The sequence below is a fragment of the Microbacterium paraoxydans genome (assembly GCF_020524545.1).
Lineage (GTDB): Bacteria > Actinomycetota > Actinomycetes > Actinomycetales > Microbacteriaceae > Microbacterium > Microbacterium paraoxydans_C.
The window spans coordinates 1-14,913 of the sequence record NZ_JAIVLG010000004.1 but is presented as its reverse complement, the minus strand read 5'-3'; the positions used below and the strand labels follow the sequence as shown (position 1 = coordinate 14,913).

General features: G+C 68.6%; 15 protein-coding genes and 1 rRNA gene. All 16 read right to left on the bottom strand.

Going from position 1 to position 14,913, the window contains the following annotated elements:
* Window positions 1-26: 26 nt before the first annotated feature.
* Entirely contained in the window at window positions 27-749 is a 723-nt protein-coding gene (cmk, locus tag LC041_RS09185; RefSeq protein WP_226532812.1) for a (d)CMP kinase, read from the bottom strand.
* Window positions 742-1,875, bottom strand: a complete 1,134-nt coding sequence (locus tag LC041_RS09180) for a prephenate dehydrogenase (RefSeq protein ID WP_226532811.1) — start codon at window positions 1,873-1,875, stop codon at window positions 742-744. Before LC041_RS09180 ends, cmk begins: the two co-directional genes overlap by 8 nt.
* A complete protein-coding gene (locus tag LC041_RS09175) occupies window positions 1,872-2,678 on the bottom strand; it encodes a pseudouridine synthase (protein ID WP_226532810.1) in 807 nt (268 codons plus the stop codon). Before LC041_RS09175 ends, LC041_RS09180 begins: the two co-directional genes overlap by 4 nt.
* On the bottom strand, window positions 2,675-3,301 hold the full coding sequence (gene scpB / locus LC041_RS09170) for an SMC-Scp complex subunit ScpB (protein WP_226532809.1): 627 nt from the start codon (window positions 3,299-3,301) through the stop codon (window positions 2,675-2,677). Before scpB ends, LC041_RS09175 begins: the two co-directional genes overlap by 4 nt.
* On the bottom strand, window positions 3,291-4,169 hold the full coding sequence (locus LC041_RS09165; protein WP_374197670.1) for a segregation and condensation protein A: 879 nt from the start codon (window positions 4,167-4,169) through the stop codon (window positions 3,291-3,293). The genes scpB and LC041_RS09165 overlap by 11 nt, the downstream gene beginning before the upstream one ends.
* Window positions 4,159-4,992 (bottom strand): ParA family protein, encoded by an 834-nt coding sequence (locus LC041_RS09160; RefSeq protein ID WP_226533291.1) that lies wholly within the window; start codon window positions 4,990-4,992, stop codon window positions 4,159-4,161. The genes LC041_RS09165 and LC041_RS09160 overlap by 11 nt, the downstream gene beginning before the upstream one ends.
* A gap of 154 nt (window positions 4,993-5,146) precedes the next feature.
* The gene (xerD, locus tag LC041_RS09155; RefSeq protein ID WP_226532808.1) at window positions 5,147-6,049 is read right to left on the bottom strand and encodes a site-specific tyrosine recombinase XerD; all 903 of its coding nucleotides are present in this window, start codon (window positions 6,047-6,049) and stop codon (window positions 5,147-5,149) included.
* Between the two features lie 3 nt (window positions 6,050-6,052).
* A complete protein-coding gene (locus LC041_RS09150) occupies window positions 6,053-6,634 on the bottom strand; it encodes an NUDIX domain-containing protein (RefSeq protein ID WP_226532807.1) in 582 nt (193 codons plus the stop codon).
* Window positions 6,627-8,321 carry a CTP synthase gene (locus LC041_RS09145; RefSeq protein ID WP_226533290.1) on the bottom strand — a complete coding sequence of 565 codons (1,695 nt, stop codon included), beginning with the start codon at window positions 8,319-8,321 and terminating at the stop codon, window positions 6,627-6,629. The genes LC041_RS09150 and LC041_RS09145 overlap by 8 nt, the downstream gene beginning before the upstream one ends.
* A gap of 17 nt (window positions 8,322-8,338) precedes the next feature.
* The gene (gene recN, locus LC041_RS09140) at window positions 8,339-10,030 is read right to left on the bottom strand and encodes a DNA repair protein RecN (protein ID WP_226532806.1); all 1,692 of its coding nucleotides are present in this window, start codon (window positions 10,028-10,030) and stop codon (window positions 8,339-8,341) included.
* The gene (locus tag LC041_RS09135; RefSeq protein ID WP_226532805.1) at window positions 10,027-10,947 is read right to left on the bottom strand and encodes an NAD kinase; all 921 of its coding nucleotides are present in this window, start codon (window positions 10,945-10,947) and stop codon (window positions 10,027-10,029) included. Before LC041_RS09135 ends, recN begins: the two co-directional genes overlap by 4 nt.
* Entirely contained in the window at window positions 10,944-11,741 is a 798-nt protein-coding gene (locus LC041_RS09130; RefSeq protein ID WP_226532804.1) for a TlyA family RNA methyltransferase, read from the bottom strand. The genes LC041_RS09135 and LC041_RS09130 overlap by 4 nt, the downstream gene beginning before the upstream one ends.
* Window positions 11,738-11,914: a hypothetical protein gene (locus LC041_RS09125; RefSeq protein ID WP_226532803.1), complete on the bottom strand. Its 177-nt coding sequence runs from the start codon at window positions 11,912-11,914 to the stop codon at window positions 11,738-11,740. Before LC041_RS09125 ends, LC041_RS09130 begins: the two co-directional genes overlap by 4 nt.
* Window positions 11,915-11,967: 53 nt before the next feature.
* Window positions 11,968-13,005 (bottom strand): HAD-IIA family hydrolase, encoded by a 1,038-nt coding sequence (locus LC041_RS09120; protein ID WP_226532802.1) that lies wholly within the window; start codon window positions 13,003-13,005, stop codon window positions 11,968-11,970.
* The gene (locus tag LC041_RS09115; protein WP_226532801.1) at window positions 13,005-14,342 is read right to left on the bottom strand and encodes a hypothetical protein; all 1,338 of its coding nucleotides are present in this window, start codon (window positions 14,340-14,342) and stop codon (window positions 13,005-13,007) included. The genes LC041_RS09120 and LC041_RS09115 overlap by 1 nt, the downstream gene beginning before the upstream one ends.
* Before the next feature lie 315 nt (window positions 14,343-14,657).
* Window positions 14,658-14,774, bottom strand: a 5S ribosomal RNA gene (gene rrf / locus LC041_RS09110).
* Window positions 14,775-14,913 lie beyond the last annotated feature (139 nt).

Sequence of the window (14,913 nt, the reverse complement as noted above, 5' to 3'; positions counted from 1 at the left end):
GGTCGGGGCCGCCTTCGTATTCGTCGTCAGCCACGGTGTGCTCCTTGGATTCGCTCGATCACCGCGAGCACGGCGTCGATGGTCTGGGGGAAATCGAGTTCCGTCGAGTCGACGACCTCGACGCCGTCCGCGGCGTTCAGGAAGTCGACAACGGCACTGTCTGAGGCATCGCGCTTGTGGAGCGCCGCGGCGACAGCAGCCGCGTTCTCGCCCGCGAGTTCGCCGGCGCGTCGAGCGGCACGGACGTCGGGTGCCGCGGTGAGCAGGATCCGCACGGGCGCATCCGGAGCGACGACGGTCGTGATGTCACGGCCTTCGACCACCACGGCGGGGTAGGCGGCCTCGGAGACGAGCGCGCGGAACAGCTCGTTGACCTGGGCGCGCACCTCGGGCACGCGGGCCACGCCGCTCACCGCGGCGGACACGCGCGAATCACGGATGGCCTCGGTGATCTCGGTGTCGCCGACGCGAACCGTGCGGTCGTCAGGATCCAGGCCCAGGCGCACCGGGAAGTCGGATGCCGCCGCGCGGACCGCCTCCGGGTCCGAGGTGTCGGCGCCGCGGTCGAGCACATGCCAGGCGAGTGCCCGGTAGGCGGAACCGGTGTCGAGGTATCCGAAGCCGAGCTTGCGCGCGACGGCCTTCGACACGCTGGACTTGCCTGAACCGGCCGGTCCGTCGATCGCGATGAACTTCGTCGCATCGGCCACGTGTGCGGGCGCCGTGGACGCGCTCGAGGTGTCAGTCATTGGTGTTCCCCGCAATCCGCCAGCCGCGTTCCTGGAGTCCGGTGATCGCCCCGTGCAGCGCTGCCGGGTCGACGCTGATCTCTGCGAGGCCGAACTGTGCCCCTGGCGAGTGCTCGAGTCGGAGGTCTTCCACGTTGACGCCGAGTTCGCCGAGTTCGCCGAAGAGGCGGCCGAGTTGACCGGCGGTGTCGTCGACCATGACCACGAGCGATTCGAAGCGCTGGTTCTGTCCGTGCTTTCCGGGCAGGCGGTCGACGCCGTCGTTGCCTTGGCGGATCGTCTCGGCGACGACACGTCGCGCTCCCGGCGCGCTCGGCTCGCGCAATGCGGCCGCCACTTCTCCGAGATCGGCGGCGAGAGCGTCGAGGATCTCGACCACAGGGCTGGCGTTGGCGCCCAGGATCTGCACCCACAGCTCGGGAGCCGAAGCCGCGATGCGCGTCGTGTCACGAACACCCTGACCTGCGAGGCGAAGTGCGCCCTCTTCGGCCACCGCGAGGCGGGCGGCGAGCAGACTCGCGACGACCTGAGGCACGTGCGAGGTGAGCGCGACCGAACGGTCATGTTCTTCCGGCGTCATCTCGAGCGGCATCGCGCCGACGTCGAGGGCGAGAGCCTCGACCAGTGCGAGATCCGTCGCCTTCGTGTCCTCGTCGCGGCACACGACCCATGGTCGCCCGACGAACAGATCGGCGCGGGCGGAGATGGCCCCGCCGCGTTCGCGGCCCGCAAGCGGGTGCGACCCGATGTACCGGGTGAGGTCGACACCCCGCGACTGCAGGGTGCGGAACGGCTCGAGCTTCACGCTCGCGACGTCGGTCACCACGGCCTCGGGGAAGCGTTCGAGTTCGGCCTGGATGACATCCGCGGTCACGTCCGGCGGCACGGCGACCACGATGAGCGAGGGGGTGTCGTCGTCGGTGGCGAGGCGACCGGCACCGTAGTCGACGGCGAGGCGCAGCTGCGCGGGCGAGGCATCCGTCAGGACGACGTCGACACCCTTCGACCGGAGCGCGTGGCCGACGCTCGCCCCGAGCAGACCGGCACCGACGACGCGGACGGTCCCGGAGAGACGAGGCGCGACGGCACCTGCCTTCCGCGCCGTGGGCGCACTCGTATCGGTCATTCGTTCTCCTGCTCGCCTGGCGCCTCGGCGACACCGGATTCACGGCGCGACAAGGTCAAAAGCGCGCCGAGTTCGATTTTAGTCAGTTCCCGCGTCTTCCCGGCCGGGAGGGTTCCCAGGTGGAGCGGCCCGAACTGCCGGCGCACGAGCTCCGTGACCGGATGACCGACTGCGGCGAGCATCCGCCGGACGATCCGGTTGCGCCCCGAGTGCAGGGTCAACTCGACCAGGCTCGACCCGCGTGAGGTGTCCAGCAGCCGTGCCTTGTCCGCGGCGATGCGGCCGTCTTCGAGCTCGATGCCCTTGGTGAGCTTCGAGATCGTCTGGGGCAGCACCGTCCCCTCGACCTTCGCGATGTACACCTTCGTCACGCCGAACGACGGGTGGGCGAGCACGTGGGCGAGCGCGCCGTCATTCGTGAGGATCAGGAGCCCGCTGGTCTCGGCGTCGAGGCGTCCGACGTTGTACAGGCGCTCTTCGAACTGGTCCGTGAAGCGGCGCAGATCGGGCCTGCCGTTCTCATCCTTCATGCTGCTGACGATGCCGGTCGGCTTGTTGAGCATGACGTAGCGCTTGGAGACGTCGAGCTGCACCGCGGTGCCGTCCACGTCCACGAGGTCGCGCTCGGGGTCGATCCGACGCCCGAGCTCCGTGACGATCACGCCGTTGACGCGGATCCGCCCCTCCGTGATGTACTGCTCCACCACTCGGCGCGACGCCACTCCCGCGCCGGCGAGCACCTTCTGGAGGCGCACGCCCTCGGGCGCACTCTCGGATCCTGCAGTTGCCTCGAAGCCGGTCATCGGATGGTCCCTTCGTCGAAACCGTCTGCGCCGTCATCGAGCAGAGGGGAGATCGGGGGCAGCTCGTCGAGCGAGTTGATGCCCAGGTGCTGCAGGAGTGCGTCGGTCGTTCCGTAGTTGATCGCGCCGGTCTCGGAGTCGGCGAACAGTTCAGTGATCAGGCCGCGGGCGAGCAGGGTGCGCACGACGGAATCGACGTTGACGGCGCGGATGGACGCGACCTGGCTGCGCGTCACGGGCTGCTTGTAGGCGATCACGGCCAGCGTCTCGAGGGCCGCCTGCGACAGCCGCGCGGGAGCCTGCCCGCCGACGAACGCCGCGACGAGCGTGTCGAGTTCCTCACGGACGTAGAGTCGCCAGCCGCCGCCGACCTCGCGCAGTTCGAATCCGCGGCGAGGCCCCGTGCCGTTGCCGTCGTAGTCGTCGACGAGCGTCTCGAGCGTCTGTCGCACCGCCGGCACCGGTGAGCCGACGGCGGCGGCGAGAGCCACCAGTCCCAGCGGCTCGTCGACGATCAGCAGAATGGCCTCGACGCGTTCGGAGAGCGGGATCTCGGTCGCCGCTCCGATCGCCTCGTCCGCCGTCTCCACGTCGGTGTCGATCTCGGTCAGGTCATCGGTCATAGTCGGCCCCCAAGCTCGCCAGTGTCTCGTCCGACCAGGAGTCGGCTGCCCAGCGCAGCGTGAGCTCGCCGAGCGGTTCCAGTTGTTCGAAGGTCAGCGCCGCGTGCCGGTACAGCTCCAGCACCGAGATGAAGCGTGCCACGACGATGCCGGGCTCGCTCACTCCCGCGACGAGTTCGCGGAAGCTCAGTGACTCGGTGCCGCGCAAGAGGGTGACCACGATCGCCGCCTGCTCGCGGATGCTGACCAGCGGTGCGTGCAGATGGTCGAGCCCGACATGCGGGATCTCCTTCGGCGCGAACGCCAGCAGCGCGAGTGCCGCGAAGTCGTCCACCGTGAGCGACCATACGAGCTCCGGCGTCTGCGAGCGGTGCTTCTCGTCGAGGCGCGCCGCACGCACGTGGCGCCTGTCCTCGCGCTGCAGGCAGCGGGAGAACCACGCCGAGACCTCTTTGAAGGCCCGGTACTGCAGCAGGCGGGCGAACAGCAGGTCGCGTGCCTCGAGCAACGCGACGGCCTCGGCGTCCACGAGCTCGCCCTGCGGGAGGAGCCCGGCCACCTTCATGTCGAGCAGCGTCGCAGCCACCACGAGGAACTCGGAGGCCTGATCGAGTTCCTCGTCGTTCTCGAGCTCACCCAGGTAGGCGATGAACTCGTTCGTGACCGCGCTCAACGAGACCTCGGTGATGTCCATCTCGTGTTTCGAGATGAGGTTCAGAAGCAGGTCGAACGGTCCGTCGAAGTTCGACAGGGAGACCCGGAAGCCCGGTTCGATCGGGTCGGACTCTGCGGGCGACTCCGACCCGCTTCTCGCGCCTTCGGAGGGCGCGACGTCCGAAGGCTCGACGGACTCTCCGCTAGGCGACAGCGCCACGGGCGACCAGCTCCCGCGCCAGCCGCAGGTATGCCTGAGCGGCCGCGTGCTCGGGGGCGAACTCGGTGATGGGCACGCCCGACACCGAGGCGTCGGGGAACTTCACGGTGCGGCCGATCACGGTCTCGAGCACATCGTCTCCGAATGCTTCGACGACACGCTCGAGCACCTCGCGTGAATGCAGGGTGCGCGGGTCGTACATCGTGGCCAGCAGCCCGTCCATCGTGATGGAGGGATTCAGCCGGTCGCGGACCTTGTCGATCGTCTCGATGAGCAGTGCGACACCGCGCAGCGCGAAGAACTCGCACTCGAGCGGGATGATCACGCCGTGCGCCGCCGTCAGCGCGTTGACCGTGAGGATGCCGAGAGACGGCTGGCAGTCGACGAGGATGACGTCGTACTCCCCCGCGACCTGTCGCAGTACGCGAGCGAGGATCGTCTCCCGGGCGACTTCGTTGACCAGGTGCACTTCGGCGGCGGACAGATCGATGTTCGCCGGCATGACGTCGAGACCTTCGACGCTCGACTGCACGATCGCGTCATGGGCATCGCGCTTGGTGTCGAGCAGGAGGTCGTAGATCGTCGGCACGTCGTGGGTGGGGATGCCGAGCCCGGCGGAGAGGGCGCCCTGCGGATCGAAGTCGACCGCGAGCACCTTGCGGCCGTACTCGGCGAGTGCCGCGGCCAGGTTGATCGACGTGGTCGTCTTGCCGACGCCGCCCTTCTGGTTGCACAGCGCGATGATGCGCGCAGGCCCGTGGGACTTCAACGGTTCGGGGGTCGGGAACCCGTGATACGGACGGCCCGTGGGTCCCATGGGGGTCTCGTCGGCCTTCTGCGCCTTCGCCCTGGACTTCGCCACTTTCTCAGCCACCGATTCTCCCGCTCCGTTCGTGCTTGGTCGATTGTACCGGGCGCCCCGTTCCGCAGCCGCCTCGGCACGCGGCACGGGCTCTCGCGGATCGGCGGCGTCAGCGAGCGCGCGGGTGAGAGGTCGCGTAGATGTCCCGCAGGGTGTCGACCGAGACGTGGGTGTAGATCTGGGTCGTCGCGACCGAGGAGTGCCCGAGCAGCTCCTGCACGACGCGGACGTCGGCTCCTCCCTGCAGCAGGTGCGTGGCGAAGGAATGGCGCAGCGTGTGCGGCGACACCTCCGCCGTGATCTGCGCCTTCTCCGCGGCGGCGCGGATCACCAGCCAGGCGCTCTGACGTGACAGGGGCGCTCCACGGGCGCCGAGGAACAACCGCGCGGACGCCCGTCCCTTCGCCGCGAGCGCCGGGCGCACCCTCGTGAGATAGGCGTCGACGGCCTCGCGCGCATACGATCCGATCGGCACGATGCGCTCCTTCGAGCCCTTTCCGCGCAGCCGCAGCACATCGCCGTGGGCCAGGTCGTCGACGTCGAGCCCGGTCGCCTCCGAGACGCGGGCGCCGGTGGCATAGAGGAGCTCGAGGAGAGCGCGATCCCGCACGCCGATCGGATCCTCGGGCGACGGTGCGGCGAGCAGTCTCTCGACCTGGTCGATGGTCAGCGCCTTGGGCAGCCGGCGCGGCGCCTTGGGCGGACGCAGTCTCCCGCTCGGGTCGTCGACCTCGATCCCCTCACGCGCCAGGAACCGGTGCCAGCCCCGCACGGAGGACTGCAGGCGTGCGAGCGAGGTGGAGGCAGGGGCGGGGTCTGCCGACGCACGCTCCGAGATGAAGCGGTCGACAACCGTCGGTGTCACCTCCGACGTGTCGGCGATCCCCTCCCCGGCCAGCCACTCGCAGTATCCACCGAGGTCACGCCGGTAGGCCGCGATCGTGTGCTCGCTCAGACCGCGCTCGATCGTGACGTGACGCAGGTAGGCATCGAGAGCGCGCTCCAACAGCATGGGTCAGTCCCGATCGCGCAGCCTCTGCGCCGCAGCCAGCACACCGATCGTGAGGATGCCGTTGTGCATCCGCCCGGCGAGGACGGCATCGACGGCGTCCGCCAGCGGTACCCATTCGACGCGGATGTCCGCCTCCTCGTCCTCCCGTTCGTGCGCGGAGGCGGCAGCAGTGATCCCGGTGGCGAGGAAGATGTGGATCATCTCGTCGTTTCCCCCCGGGGTGGTCCATGAGGACACCAGCGGCTCCCAGTGCGCGGCGACGAGGTCGGCCTCCTCGGCGAGTTCGCGACGAGCGGCTTCGAGCGGCGCCTCTCCGTCCACGTCGAGTAGACCGGCGGGCAGCTCCCAGTCGCGGTGACGAATCGGGTGGCGGTACTGCTGGATCAGCAGCACGCGCTCCTCGTCGTCGAGCGCGAGGATCGCCACGGCGCCGGTGTGCGCGACGTACTCGCGCACGATCTCGCCGTCGCCGTAGCGCACCCGGTCGGAGCGCACGTCCCAGACCCAGCCTTCGTAGACGAGGTCGCTGTGGAGGACCTCGGGCTCGAAAGGCTCGTCGCGAAGGTGCCCCGCCGACTCAGTCATCGGCACTGACGTCGAACAGCTCGCTCGCGCGGTGACGTTCGATCGCGGCGCCGACGAGACCGCGGAACAGCGGGTGCGGGTCGGTCGGACGCGAGCGCAGCTCCGGGTGGGCCTGCGTGGCGATGTAGTACGGGTGCACGTCGCGCGGCAGCTCGACGTACTCGACCAGGTCGAGTTCCGGGTTGAGTCCGGAGAACATCAGACCGGCAGCGGTGAGGCGATCGCGGTAGGCGTTGTTGACTTCGTAACGGTGACGGTGTCGCTCGGCGGCCTCCGGAGTCCCGTACAGCTCGCGGGCGAGGGATCCCTCGGCGAGTGCCGCCTGGTACAGACCGAGACGCATGGTGCCGCCGAGGTCGCCGCCGTCGAGGATGTCGACCTGCTCCGCCATCGTCGCGATCACGGGCTCGGCGGTCTCCGGGTCGAACTCGCTGGAAGACGCGCCCGCGATGCCGGCGACATCCCGCGCGTATTCGATGACCATGCACTGCAGGCCCAGGCACAGTCCGAGAGTGGGGATGCCCTGCTCTCGGGCGAACTTGAGCGCGCCGAGCTTGCCCTCGATACCGCGGATGCCGAACCCGCCGGGCACGCAGATGCCGTCGAGCTCGGCCAGCTGCTCCTGCGCGCCCTCGGGCGTCTCGCACAGGTCCGAGGGGATCCAACGGATGTTGACCTTGGTCTCCTGCGCGAAGCCGCCCGCCTTGAGCGCTTCGGTCACCGAGAGGTACGCGTCGGGAAGGTCGATGTACTTCCCGACCAGGCCGATCGTCACCTCGTGCTTGGGGTTATGCACGGCGTGGAGCACCTTGTTCCAGCGGGTCCAGTCGACGTCGGCCGCCTTCTGGTCGAGGCCGAGCCGACGCACGATGTACGAATCCAGGCCCTGCTCGTTCAGCGTCGACGGGATGTCGTAGATGCTCGGCAGGTCGACCGTGTTGATGACGCCTTCGACGTCGACGTCGCACATGAGGGCGATCTTGTTCCGGTTGCTCGCGCTGACCGGACGGTCACTGCGGAGCACGAGCGCATCGGGCTGGATGCCGACCTGGCGGAGAGCCGCGACGGAGTGCTGGGTGGGCTTGGTCTTCTGCTCACCCGAAGCGCCCATGAACGGCACCAGCGACACGTGGACGAAGAACACGCTGTCGCGTCCGAGCTCGTGACGGAGCTGGCGGGCGGATTCGAGGAACGGCTGCGACTCGATGTCGCCGACCGTGCCGCCGACCTCGGTGATGATCACGTCGGGGCGCGGGTCTTCGCTCGCCTGCAGACGCATGCGTCGCTTGATCTCGTCGGTGATGTGCGGGATGACCTGCACCGTGTCGCCGAGGTACTCGCCGCGGCGCTCGCGCGCGATGACCTGCGAGTAGATCTGGCCCGTCGTCACGTTGGCGGCTTCGGACAGGTTGATGTCGAGGAAGCGCTCGTAGTGACCGATGTCGAGGTCGGTCTCCGCGCCGTCGTCCGTGACGAACACCTCACCGTGCTGGAACGGGTTCATGGTGCCGGGATCGACGTTCAGGTACGGGTCGAGCTTCTGCATCACGACGCGCAGACCGCGGGCGGTGAGGAGGTTGCCGAGACTGGCTGCCGTCAGTCCCTTACCCAAAGACGAAACGACACCACCAGTCACGAAGATGTGCTTGGTCGTGTCGTTCTTGGGTGCCGCGGAAGAAGAGTTCATCACGGGCTTCGATCCTATCAGGCGGCGGGGGCGCGGAGGCTGAGAAGTTCGCGCGCGTGGGTGAGAGCAGCATCGGAATCGGCGAGTCCCGAGAGCAGTCGTGCCATCTCTGCTTCCCGCTCATCGCCTTCCAGACGCCGGACGCTGGAGGCGGTGACCGCACCGTCATTGGCCTTGACGACGGACAGGTGGTTGTTCGCGAAGGCTGCGACCTGCGCGAGGTGAGTGACGGCGATGACCTGTGACTTCTCGGCGAGTCGGGCGAGTCGCCGCCCGACTTCGATGGCGGCAGCGCCTCCGATACCCGCATCGACCTCGTCGAAGACGAAGGTCGGGACGGGGTCGGTCGCGGCGATGACGACCTCGATGGCCAGCATGACGCGGGACAGCTCTCCGCCCGAGGCGCCCTTCGAGACCGAGCGGGGCTCGGCGCCGGGATGCGGCGCGAGGAGGATCGCGACGTCATCGCGACCATGGCTGCTCTCCGCACCCTCGGAGACCGAGACCTCGAGCCGCGCATCGGGCATCGCGAGGGCGTGGAGCTCCGCGGTCACGGCCTCGCCGAGACGGGTGGCCGCATCGGTACGTGTCGCCGTCAGCTTCGCCGCGTCGGCGTCCAGTTCGGCGCGTGCCGCATCGCGCTCGGCGACGAGTCGCTCGATGCGGTCGCCGTCGTCGTCGAGCTCGGCGAGCCGCGCGGATCCGGTCTGCCAGAGAGACAAAGCCTCATCGAGGGACCCGTGAGCGCGCACGAGGACACCTAACGCAGCTCGGCGTTCTTCCACGGCAGCGAGCTCATGAGGACCGGACTCGTCGAGGTCGGCGAGGTAGGCCGACAGGAGTCCCGCAGCATCCGTGATCCGGTAGCCGATGTCAGCGAGGCTCTCACCGATCTCGGTGAGCTTGGCGTCGGCCGCGCGCTCGAGCACGCGACGGGCCTCTGCGACGAGTGCAGAGGCGTCGGGCTCACCGTCCTCGTTCGAGAGCGCCCCGTGGGCGAGCGACGCCGCGAGACGCAGCTCTTCGGCATTCGCCAGGCGCTCGGCCCGATCGGCGAGCTCTTGGTCCTCGCCCGGCTCGGGTGCCGTCGCCTCGATCAGCGCGAGCGCCTCTCGGAGACGGGCCCCCTCCTCGGCGCGACGGTCGCGGTTCTCGGTGATCTCGGTGATCTCGGCGTCCAGTGCCCGCCAGCGCGTGAAGGAATCCGCGTACTTCGCGAGCGCGTCCGCGATCGGTGTCCCACCGAAGCGGTCGAGTGCGTCGCGCTGCGCGGCGGCGGAGCGCAGACGCAGCTGCTCGGACTGTCCGTGCACCACGACGAGCGAGTCCGCCAGGGACGAGAGCACCCCTGCGGGCGCTGCCCGGCCGCCGACGCTCGCTCTGCTGCGCCCTTCGGCACTCAGCGTGCGCGAGACGTACAACTCCGCCGTGCCCGCTCCGGCGGGCTCCAGCTCACCGCCCGCGTCCTCGACGATCTCGGCGACGTCGCCGCTTTCCGGGACGATCCAGACGCCCGCGACCGATGCCTGTGCAGCGCCGGCCCTGACGGCACCCGAGTCGGCGCGCTGGCCCAGCAGCAGCCCCAGACCGGTGACGACCATGGTCTTGCCCGCACCCGTCTCGCCGGTGATCGCCGTGAACCCAGGGCCCAGCGGCAGCACCGCGTCGGCGATGACGCCGAGCCCCTGCATGCGCATCTCCTCGATCATGACGGCGCCCCCAGGGCTTGGCCGCGCCATCCTTCGACGGGGAGCTGGAACTTGCGCACGAGCCGGTCGGTGAAAGCGGTGGGGTGCAGACGCGCGAGCCTCACGGGACGGGACGATCGGCGGACGACGACCCGCGCGCCGGGCGGCAGATCGTGGGAGCGACGACCGTCGCACCAGAGGATCCCCGAACCGTCGGTGCGCTCGAGCATCTCGATCGCGACGGCGGCGCCGGGGCTGACGACGAGGGGCTTGGCGAACAGCGCGTGCGCCGACAGCGGCACCACCGCGATCGCCTCGACGCTGGGCCAGATGACCGGCCCGCCGGCCGAGAAGTTGTAGGCGGTCGATCCGGTGGGAGTGGAGATCACCATGCCGTCGCAGCCGAAGCTCGACAACGGCCTGCCGTCGATCTCCAGCACGACCTCGATCATCCGCTCGCGGCTGGCCTTCTCCACGGTCGCCTCGTTGAGCGCCCAGGTCTCGTACACGACGGCTCCGGCAGCGTCCTTCACACGCACGGACAGCGCGAGCCGCTCCTCGACCTCGTAGTCGCGGTCGATGACTCGGCGCACGGCCTTGTCCATGTCGTCACGATCGATCTCGGCGAGGAATCCGACGTGGCCCATGTTGATGCCGAGCACGGGCGCACCCGTGTCGCGGACCAACTCGGCCGCGCGCAGGATCGTCCCGTCCCCGCCCAGCACGATCGCGAGCTCGAGATCCGCGGGATCGACGGAGCGTCCGAGAACATCGGTGCCTGCGAAGAAATCGTCCACCGCAGCAAGGGCCTCGTGGTCGTCAGCGGCCAGGACCGGCCGTGCACCTGCTTCCCGAAGGGCGTCGATCACGCGTCGCGCCGCGTCGACCGTCTCGACCCGGCCGGCATGGGCGACGACCAGGATGTTGCGCTCGTTCATCGTCCTCCTGCCAGTCGATTGATGGTGTCCAACCATTCTGTCGGATTGCTGCCACGCCCCGGCGCGAGGTGCACGAGATATTCAGCGTTGCCGTGCGTTCCCAGAAGCGGCGAGGGAAGGATGCCGAGCATCCCGAGGCCGACGTCCCAGGCGCTCCACACGGTGCGCGCGACGGCATCGGCACGGGTGGCGGGGTCGGTGACCAGTCCCCCGCGCACCGCCGTCCGTCCGACCTCGAACTGCGGTTTCACGAGCAGCAGGATGTCGGACTCGGGTGTCGCGACCGCTGCGACGGCCGGCAGCACGAGCTCCAGGGAGATGAAGGAGAGGTCGCCGACCACGAGGTCCGGCGCCCCCACGACGCCCGTCGCCTCTGCCAGGTTCTCGCGCGTCATGTATCGGACGTTGAAGCCCTCGACGGTGATGACCCCGGGGTCGGTGCCGATGGAAGGGGCCATCTGGCCGTGGCCGACGTCGACAGCGAGCACGGTTCGAGCGCCGCGCTCGCGCAGCACCTGGGTGAACCCTCCCGTGGACGCCCCCATGTCGAGCGCGAGCCGTCCCTCCACCGGGATCTCGAAGCCGTCGAGCCCGGCGATGAGTTTGTGGGCCGCGCGGCCGACGTAGTGGTCGGAGCCGGCGATGGTGATCTCGATCTCATCGTCCACGGCGGTGGATGCCTTCACGACCTGACGGCCGGCGACGCTCACGAGTCCCTCGGCGATGAGTGTCGCCGCATGGCTGCGCGATCGGGCGAGTCCTCGGGCGGCGAGGGCAGCGTCGAGTCGCGTCATCGGGATCCCGACGTCTCCCGATGATCGAGCTTCGCGCCGCTCTCGAGGCGGCGGGAGAGCTCGTCGTGCACGGCCGTGTAAGCGGCGGCGCGCACGGGAAGCGGCTGCCCCTCGATCAGGCGCAGACGGCTCCACAGGCCGTCGGTCGGCTCGCTCGTCTTCTCATCACTCACGAGTTCCACTGTACGCGGCACCGCAGACGCGCGAAGGAGCCACGCGAGATGGCTCAGGGGCGATGGAAGGGATCGTCGTAGAGGCGCTCGGGAACGCGCAAGACGAACACCGGTGTGCCCGACGCCCAGATGGCAGCAGCGCCGGCACGCAGCAGGTCGATCTGCGAGTCTGACTCCGACACGATCTCGACGTCGGCCCCGGAGACGCGCACGGCGGCACCGTTCACGTGGAAGGCACCGTCTCGCTCGATGACCTCCGGATAAGGCTCGTGCAATTCGCGGAGGTCGCCGAGGATGTACGTCGGACGCGAGCCCTCGGGCGCCGCGAGGACATGCTTGGGACGATCGATTCCCGTGAGCACGAGCACCGAATCGATGCCGACACGACTCGCCCCCATGATGTCGGTGTCCAGGCGGTCGCCGATGAAGAGGGCCTTCTGCGCCCCGAAACGGGCGAGCGCCTCTTCGAAGATGGGGGCCTCAGGCTTGCCTGCCACGGTCGCCAGCCGACCGATGGCCGTATGGACGGCGGATACCAGCGTGCCGTTCCCCGGGGCGACCCCCCGCTCGCGAGGAATCGTCCAGTCCGTGTTCGTCGCGATCCAGGGGATGCCGCCCTCTTCTTCCGGAAGCTTGAGCGCGTACGCCGCCTCGGCGAGATCGGTCCAGGCGACCTCCGGAGCGAACCCCTGCACCACGGCACTCGGCGCGTCCTCCGCGCTGCGCGTGACCGTATAGCCCGCCTTCTGCACCTCATCGACGAGACCGTCACCACCCACGACCAGGATGGTCGCCGGTGCCGGCACGATCGTGGACATCAGGCGCATAGCAGCCTGGGGACTCGTCACGACCTCGGACGCCTCGACCCGGAGCCCGAGACTGCTCAGATGTTCCGCGACAGAGGCATCGGTGCGCGCCGCGTTGTTGGTGATGTAACCGAGTCGTGCAGACTTCGCTGCCTCATTGAGGCTGTCCACCGCGAACGGCAGGGCACCGGGTCCGGCGTAGACCACGCCGTCCAGATCTGCGAGGACCGTGTCGACGCCGTCGAGGGGTGTGCGGAGCGAGCGCCTGCGGGAGAAGAGCGCCACTACGCCTCCGGGTCCGTGCCGTCGGCCTCGTCTTCGCCCAGGAGCTCGCGCACTTCGTCCTCGACCGTGGGCTCCAGGGCCTCCGACTCGGCCGGAACAGGCTCGGCGGGAACAGGCTCGGCGGGAACAGGCCCGGCGGTCGTGTCGATGCCATCCTCGACGAGATCGACCTCGGTCATGCTGTCCTCGATGAAGATCTCCTCGTCGCCGGCCTCATCGACTCCCAGAGCCTCGGCGGCGACCTCAGCCCGGTGCGCCCAGAACTCGGCCTCTTCCGTGCGGCCGAGGTCCTCAAGTACGGCAGCGCGTGCAGCGAACAGCGCGGGGCTCCACTCGAAGGCGCGGTCGGGATCCAGCTCCGGGATCTCGAGCTCACCGAGCGCGAGTTCAAGGTCACCCTGATCGAGCCGAGCACCAGACATCGCAATTGCCAACGCAACGCGGACGGGCGTAGCCAGCGTCGAACGATCGACGGCCCTACCGGTCTCGAGTGCGCGATCGGAGCGCCCGATGCCGCGCTCGCTGTCGACCATCAGCGCGATCTGATCATCCTTACCCGAGATACGGCGGTACGTCCGCAACTCGCGCAGAGCGAGAGCGAAGTCCTCGGTGGCGTAGGCGGTGATGCCGAGAGTCTCTCGTACGATCGCGATACGACCAGCACGGCGCGAGGCAGCCAGTGCGTGCCGGTGGGCGAGCGCAGGGTCCTCATCGATGAGTCGAGACGCCATCGCGAGATGACGAGCGACGTGCTCGGCATTCTCCTTGCTCAGTGTCTTCAACTCATTGCGAGCCGCTCCATTGAGATCGCGAGCGGTCACGTCATCCGGGATCTGCGGCTCATCGAATCGCGGACGCTCATTCGCGGCCTGCGTGAGACGCTCGCGGCCGGCTCCCCCACGTTGCGGGAAGGACCGCGAACGATCCCGATCACCGCCCTCACGACGCGGGGCACCACCGCCACGCTTGTATCCGCCCTCACGACGCGGCGCGGCACCATCACGCTTGTATCCACCCTCACGCTTGTATCCACCCTCACGACGCGGGGCACCACCGTCACGGCTGTATCCGCCCTCACGACGCGGGGCACCACCGTCACGGCCGTATCCGCCCTCACGACGCGGCGCGGCACCATCACGGCCGTATCCGCCTTCACGCCGCGGCGCGGCACCATCACGGCCGTATCCGCCTTCACGCCGCGGCGCGGCACCATCACGCTTGTAACCGCCCTCACGACGCGGGGCAGCACCATCACGCATGTATCCACCCTCACGACGCGGCGCGGCACCGTCGCGCTTGTATCCACCCTCACGACGCGGGGCAGCACCATCACGCATGTATCCACCCTCACGACGCGACGCGGCACCATCACGCTTGTAACCGCCCTCACGCCGCGGCGCGGCACCATCACGCTTGTAACCGCCCTCACGACGCGGGGCAGCACCATCACGGCCGTATCCACCCTCACGACGCGGGGCGGCACCATCACGGCCACGATCAGAAGGCCTACCGGAGGAACGACTACCGCGCGGTCCCTTGTCGTCGTTGCGACGCGGACGGCGCTCTTCCTCTTCCGGCATGATGATCCCTATTCTCTTCGTGTGAACGCAAAATGGCCACCCAGCGTTGGGTGGCCATTTTGTTTAAAAGGAGTCCGGCGGTGTCCTACTCTCCCACAGGGTCCCCCCTGCAGTACCATCGGCGCTGTGAGGCTTAGCTTCCGGGTTCGGAATGTAACCGGGCGTTTCCCTCACGCTATGGCCGCCGAAACACTATTGATGTTTCAATCAAACACATAACAAAGTCAATGTTGTCATGCGGTTCTCGACCGTACATCGAGAACCACTCAGTGGACGCGTAGCACCAACAAACGGTGTGTTATCAAGTCATCGGCTTATTAGTACCAGT